Origin of the sequence: Streptomyces herbicida (assembly GCF_032656585.1) — a bacterium.
Taxonomy (GTDB): domain Bacteria; phylum Actinomycetota; class Actinomycetes; order Streptomycetales; family Streptomycetaceae; genus Streptomyces; species Streptomyces herbicida.
Genome location: NZ_JAUYWJ010000010.1, coordinates 85,489 through 100,100 on the forward strand (window position 1 = coordinate 85,489; position 14,612 = coordinate 100,100).

The following is a 14,612-nucleotide window of genomic DNA, read 5'->3' on the forward strand; positions in this document are numbered from 1 at the left end:
GACGCCCGCGGAACGCACCTGGGCGGACAGGATGCGACAGCCGCGCCCGCACGCCTCCGCTCCGGCCTCCTCGCGGGCCGCCGCGCGGGTGGTCCGGTGCCGTGTGGGGTTGGTGCGAGGTGTGACAGGAGGGCGCGGGCAGTGTGCGGAGGTCGTCGGGGCCGCGACCGCCCTGTATCCCGCTCGGGATCCGGCCCCTAGGCTGGCACAACGGGTCGGCCCAGTCGTCGAGAGGAGGCCGCGCCCCGTGGCGGACACCGCTGACTTCCGGAAGCGCACGGACCAGGCACGTATACGTCTTACTCTGCGCACGGCGGACCTCGACGAGGCCCGTGCCGCGATCGGTGCCATGTTCTACGACACCGTCATGGACCTGCTGGAGCCGGGAGAGAGCCTCGACGTGGACTTCGAGATGGCCCGGCTAGGCCCGCTGACCCTCGGTGAGCTGCGCTGCGGCGCCGACGTCCGTATGCGCTTCGACGACCTCGGCGCCTACCACGTCGACGTCCCTCTGACGGGCCACCTGGCCTGGCGGCAGGCCGCGGGGGACGTGGCGGTGGCCAGCCCCGCGCGGGCGGGGGTGTTTCAGCCTGAGGGGCGGACGACGCTGGATCGATGGGGCCGCCACTGCCGACTGCTGGCCGTGAAGATAGAGCCCCGCGCGCTCGTGCGGCACCTGCAGGCACTCACCGGCGACGCCGTCGGCCCCTCGCTGCGGCTGGCACCGACCATGGACCTCACCACCGGCCCGGGCCGCACCTGGGCGCGGCTGCTGCGGCTGGTGGTCGACGAGACCATGGACGAGCGCGGGCTCCTGCGGCAGCCGCTGCTCGCCGCCCGGATGCGGGACTCGCTGCTCACCGGACTGCTGCTGGCCACCGACCACGCCTACCGGGAGGCTCTGGACCGGCCGGTCCCGAGCGGCTTCGCCCGCCCGGTCAAGCGCGTCGTGGACGCCATCCACGCCCGGCCGGAGCACCCCTACACCACCACGGAACTCGCGGACCTCGCCGGGGTGAGCGCGCGCTGGCTGCAGGAGGTGTTCCGCCGGCAGGTCGGCAGTTCGCCCATGACCTATCTGCGGGACGTGCGCATGGACCGGGTCCGCGCCGAACTCGCTGCCGCCGACCCCGAAGCCACGACCGTGGGCAAGGTCGCCTACCGCTGGGGTTTCGGCCACCTGGGCCGGTTCGCCGAGAAGTACCGTGTCCGCTTCGGCGAACTCCCCTCGGAGACACTGCGGTCGCGCTGACGGCACCGGGCACATCAGCGCGGCGACCCGTTCTTCACCGGGCGCAGGACCAGGTGGGTGTCCTCGCGGACCGCCGCCATGGCGAACGGGAAGGTGTCCACCTCGAGGCACAGGTCCACGTCCTCGGGGTGGACACCTTGCCAGCCGCGGCGCACCCCGTCGGCGAGGCGTGCGGCGGCTTCCGAGCGTCTGGCCCGGTCGACGAACGGCGCGGCGTCGGCCGGGCCGGACACGGCTCGTGCCGCGATGTACTGCGCGCACGCCAGGTCTTCCTCCGCACGTCCGCCGTCCCCCGTGACCACGTAGGTGACCGCGTGCGGCCGCGCGCGCCGCAGCACCTCCGCCGTGGCTTTTGCCACCACGAAGCTCGCGCACAACAGGAGCCGGGCGTCGGCCACCGCCAGGGCGCCCACGGTCCCGGCGGTGGTCTTCTGCACCACCGTGCGGCCCGCGACGTCGAGCGACCGCAGCCGGGCCGGTGAGTTGGCGAGGTCGAACCCCGGCACCGGCGGGCCGTCCTGGAAGGCCAGCCAGCCCGGGTTGCGCGCCTTCAGCTCGAGGGCCTCGTCGAGCGTGCCGGTGAAGACGATCTTCTCCGCCCCGCGCCGGAAGGCCCAGGCGGCCACCGTGAACGCGCGCATCACATCGATGACCACGGCGACTTCGGGCGTGGCGGAGAGACCGGACACACCGGTGAAGGTCGGTTGCATCACCCCATGATGAGGCACACGAGGGCCTGGCGGGTGAGCCGCTTCAGGACTCGGCCCCGTCCGTAGGCAGTGTGCGGGCGGCGCGCAGGGAGCGCAGGGCCAGCAGCAGGACTCCGATGTCGTCCAGATATACCGGGTCGGGCAGCAGATCGGTGGGCAGGACCAGATAGAGGACGGCACCCCAGAAGACCCAGCGCGGCCCCGTCGGCAGTCCGGCCCGCCGCAGCGTCCGCCGGGCACTGACCAGGCGCACCAGGAGACGTACGGCCACGACGAGGAGGGCCGCCGCGACTACGGCGGCGACCAGGAGCACGGTCGTGGTGGTGTCCATGGGGCCTCCTGACCTCCGGGGGCGTGCCGGGCCCGCTTGCTTCTCTTCGCATACCCGGTCCTGTTCGCGTGCCCGGTCCTCTTCGTCTTCCCGGTCCCGGCCGCTTTGTCGCCTCCCCGAGGGCTACGACGCCCGGTCGGCCTCGCCGCTGTCGTCCCCGTCCCGCGAGGGATCGGCGGGGGTAGCAGTCGGGCGCAGCCCCTTGGCATTGCCCGTCAGCCGTTCGAAGGTACGTGTCAGCTGCCGGAACGGGGAGGCCGCCGGAGCACCGGGCTGCCCGGCGGGCGGGGCAGGGGTGTCCTTGTAGGCGGCCAGGGCTTCGTGGGCCTTTTCGGCGGCGTCCCGGTAGAGGTCCCGGGACTTGGTCATCGCCTCGAGCGCCTCGGCGTACCTGGCCACGAGGCTGCGTTCGCGGGCCAGCTCCTCCTCGAGGGTCAGCAGGCTCCACTGCTCGCGCAGCCCGGTCAGCGCCTCCTCGACGCCCTGCGGCACCGGCTTCGCCACGGCCTCGAAGCGCCGCAGCACGTCCAGCAGTTCGGTGGGCTCGGAGCCGTCCAGGAACACGCTGCGCACCGAGTACTCCGGGCCGTCGTAGCCGGCCGGTGCCGGAACCGGGGGCACGATCACGGCTCCGCCGCGCGGCACCCAGACGCCGAGGTCGCGCAGCGCCCAGTTGACGGCGCGCAGTTGCTGCGGCGCGGCACGGTGCTCCACCACGCGGTGCCGCAGCCCCGGCGGCAGCAGATGCGCCAGCGGCTGCCGGCCGCGCTCGTCCGGGGTCATGGCCTCGTGCACGACGACATTGACGGACCAAGTCTCGCGCGCGGCGTTCCGGATGACGCGCCGCATGGCCTTCTCGTCGGAGGGGAGGGGGCTCACACCGCCCAGGCGCAGATCGGCCACGGCATGGTGGTGGTCCCAGGAGGCGTCGTCCGCTTCGGGCCAGAACATGGCGGCGGGGGAGGGCCACCACTCGCTCCAGGGGCGTTCCGCCTCGGCCAGGAGCTGCCACACCCGCCCCTCTTCCTGCTCCTGCGGGGGCGCGAGCGTCAGGCGGGCCCGCACCGTCACCTCGTCGGCGACGCGCCAGCGCGCCTCGAAGACCCGCTCCGGGTCGTCGTCGGACGGCGTCGGTTCAGTGAAGTCGTCGAGGACCTCGCTGTCCTTGAGCCGGCGCAGGTTCCGCCGCAGGTCGTCCTCGGCAGCGGGGCCGACGTGGCGGCCGCGGGCCTGCCACACCGTGTCGGGAATCGTGGGGCTGTCGGTTGCGGAGTTCGACATGGGCCAATCAGCGTCGGGGGCGGGGTGGGCCTTCCAGTATCACTCTCGGCGATCGTGGTGCGTCGGCGGGGGCTGCCCGCGGCGGGACCCGAGCGCCGGGGCGCGGTACCCCGGGACCGGACCGGCGCACACGGGAAGTGTGCGCCGCACTCGGGGTGTGTATGCCGCACTTCACGTGATCGTTGTTCACTCATGCCGGTGACCTGTCCGGACCACGACAATGGGTCCGGCGAACGGGGCCCGCCCGCCCATCCGCTTAGGGGAGGGCCCTGTTCGCTCGGCGTGCCATGGGCGGTTGTCGTCACCCGTCAGTGCGGGTAGGCCCGGGGCGGCCGTTGCCGTGGCAGCTCGTCGCGGAACTCCGCGATGACCGTGCTGATCTGCCGCATCAGGGATGTCTTCGTCAGGCGGTCGAGGTAGAGATTGCGCCGGGCGAGTCCGGGCAGGTCCACGCAGAAGTACAGGGCCATCAGCGGGTTGACGAACAACTCGGTGTTCCTGGTCCGTTCGGTGAAGCGGACGTCACCGAAGTCGCCGCGCACGGCGGCGGCGACGGAGCCGTGGACGATGCTGGGGTGGCTCGCCGTGCACTGCTGGGCGTGGGCCACCGCGTCGAGGTAGAGGGCGCCCTCACGGCTCTCCCGCGGGAGCGAGAACGCGCCCAGATAAGCGCCCTCGCGGTCGAGGGCGGCCAGGTTCTCCAGGACCAGCGAGTGGTTGACGCCGTGATACGCGTCCACTCCGAAGCCCAGGCACGCCACCAGCCGGTGCGGGACCTCGTCGAGCCCGTCCACGGCGGCCAGGCTGGCCATGTCCTCCTCCGGCGTGCCCAGCCCGTGCTCGTCGCCCCGCATCAGGATGTCCGTCCCGCCGTCCACCAGCACGATCGCGTCGACACCGCCCAGGTGCGCGAGGAGCGCCCGGTAGGCGGCCCGCAGCGGGCCGACACCCGTGCGGGCGAACGCGTACACGGTGGACGGCAGCTCCTGCGCCGCGAGCCATTGGGCGAGCGCCCGCTCGGGGAAGTAGTCGCCGCGCAGCGGTGTGTCCGGGCGGACCGCCGCGACGTCCTGGTCCATCCAGACATCGAGGTCCAGGCCGTACAGATCGGCGAAGGACAGGTTCGCCAGGTGCACCTCCTTGCCCTCCGCCCGCAGGGCGAGGGCCAGCGGAAGCCCGGCGTAGACGTCGAAACCGCCGCCCGCTCCGACGACGAGCACCCGCCGTGCGTCGCGCAGGCGGGTGAAGAGGGCGGGTTCACGGAGGGAGAACACCGAAGGACGTTAACAGACCTCCGGGACAGGGCCGTTGGAGTTGTCCGCAGGACGTGAGCCCGCCGAGGGGAGCGGGGTCGTGCTCGCTGGCGGCCGTGCGGGGGGCCTCCTGCACCGTGCCGGTCCGGACGGCTCGCCCGGGGAGTGGCTGCCCGTCACCCCGGCCCGCGCACCACGAGGCGGCCTCCGTCATCGCCTGGGCGCTGACCGAGCCCCCGGCAGGCGACCCGGCCGCCGCAGGCGCGCTGAAACTGTACGAGCGGCTGCGGGCACGGCTGGACGACCACGGAACGCTCATCGAGATGGGCAAGGGACAAGTCCCTCGCCGGGTTCGCCGCCGGGGACGCGGGCTTCCGGCCGTACGAGGGCGTCGTGCTCCCGTGTCCGCAACCGCTCCACGACGGGGGGACCCTGTCCACGGCGGTGGACGACGTCCTGTTCGCCGTCGCCGTCGCCGTCCTGGGGCCGATGTGTTTCTGCGTCCGGCACTGGCCGAACCGGTGCACCTGGAGGGGGCGTTCGCCCTGTACGACCGGCCGGCGCTGCCATGGCTGCCGGAGCGCCTGGAGAAGACCGGGGCGCTGCTCGACGGGCTGGACCGAATGGCGGCCAGAGCGGCAGCCCCCCGGTGCCCGCGGGCGGCTACGAGGCCACCCCGGCCCTCAGCGCGCCGGACCTCGTCGCCGAGACCTCCCGCGCACTCGGTGTCGGCCCCTACGCCGCCGCCCTCCACCTGCAACGTCGCGCGCTCGCCCGGCCCACGGACCGCAATGTCCGCCGCTGGAACGGCTGGACGGCCGCCCGCCACAAGGCCGCCCAGGCGGAGCTGGTGGCCGTCGGCGCGGTGGAGACCGGCCGAAGGGCCCGGGCCGGACGCACGGTGTTCCTCCCGGGCGAGTGGCAGACCCTGGACGCGCCACGCGCCGGTCGAGAGCCGCAAGCTGTCCACGCATCTGGCAGGGGTCGTGGGCAAGGACGCGCGCGGCCCGTTCACCCGGCTCCTGTCACCTGTGCCGCTGCACGAACGGTTCGCCCGGGCCATGCAGGAGTGACACACGAGCGGGGGCCGGCGGCCACCTGCCGCCGCCCCCGCCCCGTCCGGAGGACTTACGCCCCGCTCTCCCGGAGCATGTCCTCACGCTCGACGATCTTCACGCGCTCGCGGCCCTGCGGCTCGCCCAGCGCCTTCTCCGCGGCGTCGAGGCGGTACCAGCCCTCCCAGGTGGTGAAGCGGACGTCCCGCTCGGCGAGGAAGGCGTCCACGGCTTCCGGCTCGGGCGAGGCGGGCGTGTGCAGACGACCGTTGGCGAAGTCGTCCAGGAGGTTGGACACCGTCTCGTTGGCGTCGCCCTTGGTGTGGCCGATCAGACCCACCGGGCCGCGCCGGATCCAGCCGGTGACGTACGTGGACTGGAGGTGCGCGCCGCCCTCCTCGATGACACGGCCGCCCTCGTCCGGGACCGTGCCGGAGTCGAGGTCCCAGGGCAGCTTGGGCAGCTTCTCGGACAGGTAGCCGACGGCGCGGTAGACGGCCGTGACGTCCCAGTCCTTGAACTCGCCGGTGCCCTTGACGTTGCCGGTGCCGTCGAGAGCGGTGCGCTCGGTGCGCAGGCCGACGACCTCGCCGTCCTCGCCGAGGATCTCGGCGGGCGACTCGAAGAAGTGCAGGAACAGCTTGTGCGGCCGGTCGCCGACGTCGCGGATGGCCCAGTTCTCCAGGGTCTTGGCGACCATGTCGGCCTGCTTGTTGCCGCGCCGCGTCTCGATCGAGCCCGCGTCGTAGTCGATGTCCTCGGGGTCGACGATGACCTCGATGTTGGGGGAGTGGTCCAGCTCCCGCAGCTCCATCGGGCTGAACTTCGCCTGCGCCGGCCCACGGCGGCCGAAGACGTGGATCTCCAGCGCCTTGTTGGCCTTCAGGCCGTCGTAGACGTTCGGCGGGATCTCCGTCGGCAGCAGCTCGTCGGCCGTCTTGGCGAGGATGCGGGCCACGTCGAGGGCGACGTTGCCGACGCCGAGGACGGCGACCTTCTCGGCCTCCAGCGGCCAGGTGCGCGGCACGTCCGGGTGGCCGTCGTACCAGGAGACGAAGTCCGCGGCGCCGTAGGAGCCGGCGAGGTCGATGCCGGGTATGGAGAGGTCGCGGTCGGCCATCGCGCCGGTGGAGAAGATCACGGCGTCGTAGAAGGCGCGCAGATCGTCGAGGTTGAGGTCCGTCGGGTAGTCGACGTTGCCGAACAGGCGGATCTGCGGCTTGTCGAGCACCTGGTGCAGGGCCGTGATGATGCCCTTGATGCGGGGGTGGTCGGGAGCCACGCCGTAGCGGATCAGGCCGAAGGGGGCGGGCATCCGCTCGAAGAGGTCGATGGAGACGCCGGGCTCGGCGGCCACCTCGGACTTGAGCAGGGCGTCGGCGGCGTAGATCCCGGCGGGGCCGGCTCCGACGATGGCTACCCGCAGGGGGCGCGGCATGATCAGGTTCCCTTCGAGCGATAACAGGCGACTCGAACGGGAAGCCTAAGCTAAGGCAGCCCTAAGTTAGTACGCGGGTCCGGTCTATGACCCCATAAGCCGATCTTATGCCCCTGGGGAGATGTGCAGGTCGCGGGGTGCGCGGCAGGCGGGTGGACACCGGTCTTGGGCGTGCCCGAGGCTGGACCCGGGGCCGGGATCATCCCGCTCCACGACGAACCGCCGGCCGGAACCGAGGAGTGACAGCGTGGGTGGACGCGGGGACACGACCGTCGTGGTGACCGGCGGCAGCGGGTTCGTCGGCAGCCATCTCGTACGGCGCCTGCTGGAACGGGGATACCGGGTCCACACCACCGTACGCAACACCGCGAACCCGGCGAAGGTACGGCCGCTGTGGGATCTGCAGGAGGCCTTCCCCGGCCAACTCACCCTCTTCCAGGCCGACTTGCTGGCCGAGGGTTCCTTCGACGAGGCCGTGCGCGGCTGCTCCGTCGTCTTCCACGTCGCGTCGCCGTTCTTCATGCCGGAGAAGATCGAGGACGGCCAACGGGACATGGTGGACCCCGCCCTGCTCGGCACCCGCAACGTCCTGGGGAGCGTGGAGCGGACGCCGACCGTCGAGACACTGGTCTTCACCTCGACGGTCGGGGCGATGTTCGGCGACTACGCGGACGTCCTCGACATGGACGACCAAGTGCTCTCGGAGCGCTACTTCAACACCACCAGCACGGTGGCCGACAACCCCTACCACTACGCCAAGACTGTGGCCGAACGCGCCGCCTGGGAGGCCGAGGCCGCCCAGGACCGCTGGCGCATGGTCGCGATCAACCCAGGCCTGATCCTGGGCCCTTCACTCACCCCGGCGTCGGAGTCCGGCAGCCTGTTCCTGCTCGACGAGCTGTTCAAGGGCTACTTCTGCTACGGCGCCCCGGACTTCAGCTTCACGACGGCGGACGTACGCGACGTGGCCGACGCGCACATAGCGGCGGCGGAGAACCCCGACGCCAAGGGGCGCTACATCGTCGCGGCCGAGACCATGACGTCCTTCCACGAGATGTCCCGCATCATCCGCACCCGCCGTCCCCGGGACCTCCGCCTGCCGCGCACCGCGCTCCCGCACTGGCCGGTGCGCATCCTGGGCCCCGCCTTCGGCCTGACCCAGGACTACATCCGCAAGCACCTCGGCATCCGCTTCCGGGTCGACAACAGCAGGAGCGTGCACGACCTGGGCATCACCTACCGCCCGATCGAGGAGACTCTCCTGGACCACTACGAGAGTCGGCGCGGCCGACGCGGGTGAGTCGCGCCCCGTACGACCGCGCCCTCGTGCCTCACGCGGGCCGGATGACCCGGTGGATCGCCGACTCCCCGGCGCCGTAGATCGACTCCTCGCGGATGTACGATCCCGGCCCCGGCGCGTGGATCATCATGCCGTTGCCGGTGCAGAAACCGACATGGCTCGCGTTGTCGAAGAAGACGACGAGGTCACCGACCTGGATGTCGGCCATCGCGACCGGGCTCCCCGCGTCGGCCTGCTCCGCCGCGGCACGCGGCAGCGCAACCCCGGCGGCCTTCCACGCGGCCTGGGTGAGGCTGGAGCAGTCGTACGAGCCCGGCCCCATCGCACCCCAGACACAGGGCCTGCCGATCTGCGCGCGGGCGAAGGCGAGCGCCTTCATGGCCTTGCCGCCGTACGCCGCCTCCGGCACGCTGCCCGCGCCGACCGGGGCAACGGGAGCGGCGAAGGAACCGGTGTCCGTCAGCGCGCCGGTGGCGAAGGAGCCGGTTGTGAAGGAGCCGCTTGTGTAGGGGTCGGTTGCGTAGGCGTCGGTTGCAAAAGAGCCGGTTGCGTAGGGGGCGGCCGTGACGGCGGGCATGGCTGCCGGTGCGGGCATGGGGCTGGTGGTGAAGGTTCCGGTGTCGGTGAGCGCGCCCATGGCGACAGGGGCGGGCGTCATGCCTGTCTGCGCGGGCAGGGGGGCGGTCGCGTAGCTCCCCGCGTGGGTGAGCGCGCCCGTGCCGATCACGGTGCCCGTCATGTCTGTCTGCATGGGCAGGTAGCCGGTCGCGAAGGAGTCCGTGTCCGTGAGGGCGTCCATGGCGAACGGGGCCGGGGCAGCGCCGGGGACGGCCTGCTGGACGGGCAGGGTGCCGGTGGTGAAGGAGTCCGTCGTGCCGAGGGTCTCCTGCGGGAACCAGGATTCCTGGGCGGCCGGCCGGGACTCGATCGCCGCGATCGGGGCGCTGCTCCGGGCGGCGTGGCGGCTCAGGAGGTCGCGCGCGGCCGTGAGCTTTCGCTGGTTCTGCCCCTTGGAGTCCGCCGGCGAGGGCCGGCGCGGCCCGGCGGCGGGCGCGGGCAGCAGTGCGCCGGGGGCCGCCTCGAGCTCCAGCCGCGGCTCGGGCACGGCGGGCAGTGCCGCGACGGGCCGCGCGGTCAGCTCCGCGATGGGCCGACCGGGCAACTCGGCCACGGGCCGACCAGGCAACTCGGCCACGGGCCGACCGGTCAGCTCCGCGACGGGACGACCGCTCAACCCGGCGGTCAGCTCCGGCGGGAGAGACCGGGCGGCCTTCTCCGGCTCGGCACCGGGGAAGCCGCCCCGTGCCGGAGCGGCGCCACGATTCCCGGGCGAGCGCTGCTGAGGCATACGGTCGGCGGGCAGTACGGCGGGCACGGTCGGACCCAGCTTGGAGCGCGCCGCGTCGAACCACTGACGGGTCACGCTGTCGAGTTCGGGATCGGTGTCCCCGCCCGGCCGCTTGCGGAGCGGAACTCCGCGGCCACGTTTCCCCGCGGACATCGCGCGGGTCGCGTTGTAGTTCCCCGTGGCGTTCTCGGCCCGGTCGTAGAGGTTGTCGATCCGCTGCCGAACCTCGTCACGGCTCTCCGTCGCCATGGGAGACGTACTCCTTCCGTACTCCGCCTACCGAGTTAGCTGTCGGGTTCGGGCGGTCGATTCCGGAAGGCGTGCCCTACGGCCATGCCCTGGTGGGCAGTTGGGCCGATTCACCCCAATGTCGGTTGGGTCCCCGGCTCCGGCTGCCCCGAAAGGGCCCGGACTCGGCGGAGGCCACGCGGCCCGGCGGGGTTCGCCGGGGGGAGCCGTGCAGCCTGGTCGTCAACCTAACCAACTTGTGCGCCTCGTGTGAAGGTTGACGTGTGAAATGTCCGATACGTATTTGTGATATTCGCTTGGAGGTTCGGTACTGAGGGGTCCTCGGTGACTCAGAGCCGTACGGCGATCAACGCGGTGTCGTCGGTCGCGCCTTCCGTGGGCAGGAGTTCCCGCAGCACGGCATCGGCGAGGGCCTCCGGGTCCGCATCCCGGTAGTGGCGGAAGGGCCGGCGCCGTCGACCACATGCGTGCACCTGCCGAGCGCGTTCAGAGCCCGTGCGGGGCCTTGGGCGACGCGGGAGGCGGCGCTGAGCGCACTATGCCGGCCCGCGAGGTCCTCGCGCTTGCGTCCGAACAGGCGCAGAATCTCCTCGTTGGCGTCCGCGTACACCAACTCGGGTGTCAGCAGTGCCGCCTTGCCGGGCAGGGCCTGGAACGCCGCCGAGTGGTCGATCCCCGCATCATCCGTCTTGGCGAGTATTTCTCCTCGAGTTGTCGCGGCGGGGACGCTGTCGGCGAATGGCGCATTCCTCCCTGGCCCGGCAAGTCGTGACGTTCCGACTCGGATCGCCGCGTTCTCTGTGAGGTTGCGATGAATCTTTGGGGCGGTTGAACACGGTCGCCTCCGGGTCCGTATGGAGCGGGGGACTTCCATGCCGAGCCGGCCTCGACGAGACCAGGGGTACTTCCGTGGGACGCAATACGCGCAGACGCCCGACAGGCGCACGACGCGCGACCTTCGCAGCGGTCGCACTGATGCTGGGCGGAGGGGGGTTGATCGCGGCGAACGTCTACGCCTCCGCCACCGAGAGCGGCTCGGACCAGTCGAGCCAGACCGGCCGGGTGCTGGCCGCCGGCGCGACGATCGACTGCCCGGACGTGGGCAGCCGGCTGACCGATGTGCCGGACGGGGCGAGGGAGGACGTCGACAAACAACTCGCCCTCCTCGACCAGCAGGTTGCCGCGGCCTACCAGCAACTGCAGCAGTGGGGGCAGTCCCAGCAGCAGAACTCCGGGTCCGCCGACGACGCGATCATGAACCCGCTGAAGGACAAGCGCGCCGAGGCCATCGGACAGATCTCGGACGCCATCGACCAGGTGGGGGACCGCCCGCAGGGTCTGGACGACATGGCGGCGTGCACGCTGCAGCCTTCCGGCAACCAGAGCCAGGGCGGCGGCAGCACGGGGCAGGGCGCCGCCAGTCAGAACCCGGCCGACGGCGGCCAGGGGCAGAACGGGGGCGGCCAGGGCAACGGCGGCCAGGCCGGCAACGGCCCCGTGGCCGCGGACTACGCGGACATCACCTCCGTCCAGCCCAACGTGCAGACCCCGGCCCCGCAGTCCGACGCCTCCCGCGGCTCCTTCAGCAGCAGCTGCGGCGTCAACGCGAACGGCGTGTTCAACTCCGACAACGTGATCGTCGCCCCCGGTGTCTCCAACGGTGCCCACCACTTCCACGACTACGTCGGAAACCAGGACAACAACGCCTTCGCCAGCGACGACGACCTGGCGAACGGCGACACGAGCTGTGCGGACAAGGGCGACAGGTCCACGTACTACTGGCCAGTGCTGCGCCTGCAGAACGGCAAGCAGGAGCGGGACGCCGGCGCCCCCGGCGGCGGAACCGAAGGCAACGCCGGTCAGATCGTCACGCCCAAGCAGGTCACGCTGACCTTCGTGGGCAACCCCCGCAGCAAGGTCACGGCCATGCCGCGCCTGCTGCGCATCATCACCGGCGACGCCAAGTCGTTCGTCAACGGCCCCGCCAACGCCAACGCGTCGTGGAGCTGCACCGGGTTCGAGGACCGGCAGCTCAAGGACAAGTACCCGCTGTGCCCGTCCGGCAGTGACGTCGTGCGCTCGTTCAAGTTCCAGAGCTGCTGGGACGGCCGGAACATCGACAGCGCCAACCACCGCACCCACGTGGCATTCGCCGACGCCGAGGGCAACTGCCCGAACGGGTTCCAGGCCATTCCGCAGCTGGTGCAGCGCATCGTCTACGACGTCGACGCGCCGAGCCTCCAGGACGGCGGCCGGACGGTGCCGTTGTTCGCCGTGGACTCCTTCCCCGAGCAACTGCACAAGCCGGTCACGGACCATGGCGACTTCATCAACGTCTTCGACGAGGACCTGATGAAGCAGATGGTCGACTGCATCAACTCCGGCCGCACATGCGGTGCCGGCGCCGACCCCGGTGAGGACCCGAGCGGGAACCCCAGCGAGCCGCCGGCCTCCAGCCCGGCCTCGCCCGGCAACGGTGAGGAGCCGGCTCCCGGCGACACCGCGACCGAGCAGCCCTCTCAGGCCCCGGCCGACCCGCCGTCCGCCGAGCCGACGGACGACGGTACGACGTCCGCTCCCGCCAGCGAGTTGCCCCAGGTGTACAGCTCCTCGTCACCCACGCACGTCACCTCGGACAAGGGCCACTCCGGCAAGGGCGGTTCGCGAAACTCCGGCTCCGGCAAGGGCGGTTCCGACAAGACCGACTCGGGCACGAGCGGTTCGGACCAGGGTGGCTCCGGCAACAGCGGTTCGGACAAGGGTGGTTCGGGCCAGGGCGGCGGCCGGACGACCCAGCCCGCCGAGATCGGTGAGGCCGCCCAGACCCCGGCCGCGGGAGCGAACGACCCCTCGGCAGCCGCCGTGCAGACCCAACCGCAGGCCCAGGGCGGACTCGCGGAGACGGGCGCCAACCTGTGGCCCGCCGGGATCGGCGCGCTGCTGGTGATCGCGGGCTTCGTGGTGCTGCGCCGGATGGGAGGCCGTTCCGTGTGACGTCCGCCGCGGACGGCCTTGCCATCCCCGCGCCTGCCTGGGCAGGACGACGAGCCCGCAGTGAAGACCGCGGCTCAGGCCACGTGCAGCGTGCGCTTGGCGAGTTCATACGCCGGGAGCATCGCCTCGTGCTCCTCCGTGTCCAGCCCGCCGAGGTGCAGCACGACCGGACCGTCCGGGGTGCTGACGGCGAGGGCGCGTTCCTTCTTCACCTCGTCCAGGAGCTTGCTGGTGTAGAGGTACTCCACTTCCACGCCGGAGAGGTCGCCGGCCTTGAACGTGCGGTACTTCTCCTTGCTCGTGTTGTCCTCGGCAGCCACGAAGGCCCGCAGGACGGTGCGCGCGTCGGCGTCGGCCGTGGAGCCGGTCCACACGCGCAGGAAGCCGATGTTCCCGGCCGGCTTGGCGTCGATCTCGCAAGCGGCGGTGACGGGACCCTGATGGAGGAGGGCGTCGGCGACGTCCTGCGCGCGCTCGTCGTCGGAGCCGTCCGAACCGCCCGAAGCCGCGCCGGAGTCAACGGCCTTGGCCCTCCAGCCCTTGGCGATGTCGAAGGTGACCGGCAACTCACAGGCCGAGCCGGCGGCGCCGATGGTGCCACCCCTCTTGGCCGCCGAGCCCGTCGCTCCCTCGGCCCGAGCCGTCGCCGTCGCCTTCGGGTCCTCCTGCGACGACTCGCCGCAACCCGTCAGCACGCCGGCCAGCAACAGCACAGGAGCCAGTCCGCCCCGCACGGTCCCCATCGTGATCCGCAACGCCGTCTCCCCCCATTGATCCAGGTGGGACACTGTATCCAAGGGTGCTGACAGCGTCGTACGAGCCCGGGACCAGCGTCGTACGAGCCCCGGACGCCGCGCCGCCCCGGGGTGTCCACCGCCGTTTGCGGGCGGAAGGGCCGCCACGGCAGGGTTCGGGGTGTGGCTACCTTGCTGATCGTTCATCACACGCCGTCGCCCAACTGCCAGGCGATGCTGGAGGCCGTCGTGTCCGGCGCGACGACACCCGAGATCGAGGGCGTACGGGTCGTGCGGCGGGCGGCGCTGTCGGCGACCGCCTCCGACGTGCTCGCCGCGGACGGCTACCTGCTCGGCACACCGGCGAACCTCGGCTATATGTCCGGCGCCCTCAAGCACTTCTTCGACCAGGTCTACTACCCCTGCCTGGACGAGACCCGCGGCCGGCCCTTCGGCTACTACGTGCACGGCGGCAACGACGTCACAGGCGCCGTACGGGGGATCGAGTCGATCACCACGGGCCTCGGCTGGCGGCGCACGGCGGACGCGGTGACCGTGACCGGTGAGCCCGCCAAGTCCGACATCGAGGCGTGCTGGGAACTGGGCGCGACCATCGCGGCGGGACTCGTCTCGGAGGACTGAGGAGCCGGACCCGGACAGCTGCCGC

Annotated in this window: 12 protein-coding genes and 1 riboswitch; of the genes, 4 read left to right on the forward strand and 8 right to left on the reverse strand. The window is 71.8% G+C overall.

The features are described from left to right. Positions 1 to 247 precede the first annotated feature (247 nt). The gene (locus tag Q8A52_RS21625) at positions 248 to 1,252 is read left to right on the forward strand and encodes an AraC family transcriptional regulator (RefSeq protein ID WP_316754336.1); all 1,005 of its coding nucleotides are present in this window, start codon (positions 248 to 250) and stop codon (positions 1,250 to 1,252) included. A gap of 14 nt (positions 1,253 to 1,266) precedes the next feature. Here the strand turns inward: Q8A52_RS21625 and Q8A52_RS21630 are convergent, their stop codons facing one another. The 5 genes from Q8A52_RS21630 to Q8A52_RS21650 all read right to left on the reverse strand — a co-directional run bounded on the left by Q8A52_RS21630 (position 1,267) and on the right by Q8A52_RS21650 (position 7,320). Beyond that, a complete protein-coding gene (locus tag Q8A52_RS21630; protein ID WP_316754337.1) occupies positions 1,267 to 1,962 on the reverse strand; it encodes a 2-phosphosulfolactate phosphatase in 696 nt (231 codons plus the stop codon). 43 nt (positions 1,963 to 2,005) lie between these two features. Continuing rightward, positions 2,006 to 2,293, reverse strand: coding sequence for a YkvA family protein (locus Q8A52_RS21635; RefSeq protein ID WP_316754338.1), 288 nt, complete (start codon positions 2,291 to 2,293; stop codon positions 2,006 to 2,008). A 123-nt stretch (positions 2,294 to 2,416) separates the two neighbouring features. Next, positions 2,417 to 3,574, reverse strand: a complete 1,158-nt coding sequence (locus Q8A52_RS21640) for a hypothetical protein (protein ID WP_316754339.1) — start codon at positions 3,572 to 3,574, stop codon at positions 2,417 to 2,419. 308 nt (positions 3,575 to 3,882) lie between these two features. Continuing rightward, positions 3,883 to 4,848: a DUF1152 domain-containing protein gene (locus Q8A52_RS21645; protein WP_316754340.1), complete on the reverse strand. Its 966-nt coding sequence runs from the start codon at positions 4,846 to 4,848 to the stop codon at positions 3,883 to 3,885. Positions 4,849 to 5,955: 1,107 nt separating this feature from the next. Continuing rightward, positions 5,956 to 7,320: an FAD-dependent oxidoreductase gene (locus Q8A52_RS21650; protein ID WP_316754341.1), complete on the reverse strand. Its 1,365-nt coding sequence runs from the start codon at positions 7,318 to 7,320 to the stop codon at positions 5,956 to 5,958. A 247-nt stretch (positions 7,321 to 7,567) separates the two neighbouring features. Here Q8A52_RS21650 and Q8A52_RS21655 point away from each other — a divergent pair, with 247 nt between their 5' ends. Then, the gene (locus tag Q8A52_RS21655; protein WP_316754342.1) at positions 7,568 to 8,620 is read left to right on the forward strand and encodes an NAD-dependent epimerase/dehydratase family protein; all 1,053 of its coding nucleotides are present in this window, start codon (positions 7,568 to 7,570) and stop codon (positions 8,618 to 8,620) included. 31 nt (positions 8,621 to 8,651) lie between these two features. Here the strand turns inward: Q8A52_RS21655 and Q8A52_RS21660 are convergent, their stop codons facing one another. Then, entirely contained in the window at positions 8,652 to 10,217 is a 1,566-nt protein-coding gene (locus tag Q8A52_RS21660) for an NlpC/P60 family protein (RefSeq protein ID WP_316754343.1), read from the reverse strand. A gap of 8 nt (positions 10,218 to 10,225) precedes the next feature. Then, positions 10,226 to 10,397: riboswitch (cyclic di-AMP (ydaO/yuaA leader) on the reverse strand. Between the two features lie 149 nt (positions 10,398 to 10,546). Next, on the reverse strand, positions 10,547 to 10,690 hold the full coding sequence (locus Q8A52_RS21665) for a hypothetical protein (RefSeq protein ID WP_316754633.1): 144 nt from the start codon (positions 10,688 to 10,690) through the stop codon (positions 10,547 to 10,549). Positions 10,691 to 11,213: 523 nt separating this feature from the next. Between Q8A52_RS21665 and Q8A52_RS21675 the strand changes: the two genes are divergently transcribed. Beyond that, complete coding sequence (locus tag Q8A52_RS21675) at positions 11,214 to 13,211, forward strand: DUF1996 domain-containing protein (protein ID WP_316754617.1); 1,998 nt, start codon at positions 11,214 to 11,216, stop codon at positions 13,209 to 13,211. 74 nt (positions 13,212 to 13,285) lie between these two features. Here the strand turns inward: Q8A52_RS21675 and Q8A52_RS21680 are convergent, their stop codons facing one another. After that, positions 13,286 to 13,966, reverse strand: coding sequence for a lipoprotein (locus tag Q8A52_RS21680; RefSeq protein WP_316754344.1), 681 nt, complete (start codon positions 13,964 to 13,966; stop codon positions 13,286 to 13,288). Positions 13,967 to 14,128: 162 nt separating this feature from the next. On the opposite strand from Q8A52_RS21680, the gene Q8A52_RS21685 reads away from it, so the two are divergent. Beyond that, entirely contained in the window at positions 14,129 to 14,587 is a 459-nt protein-coding gene (locus Q8A52_RS21685) for a flavodoxin family protein (protein WP_316754345.1), read from the forward strand. The last annotated feature ends 25 nt before the right edge of the window (positions 14,588 to 14,612 follow it).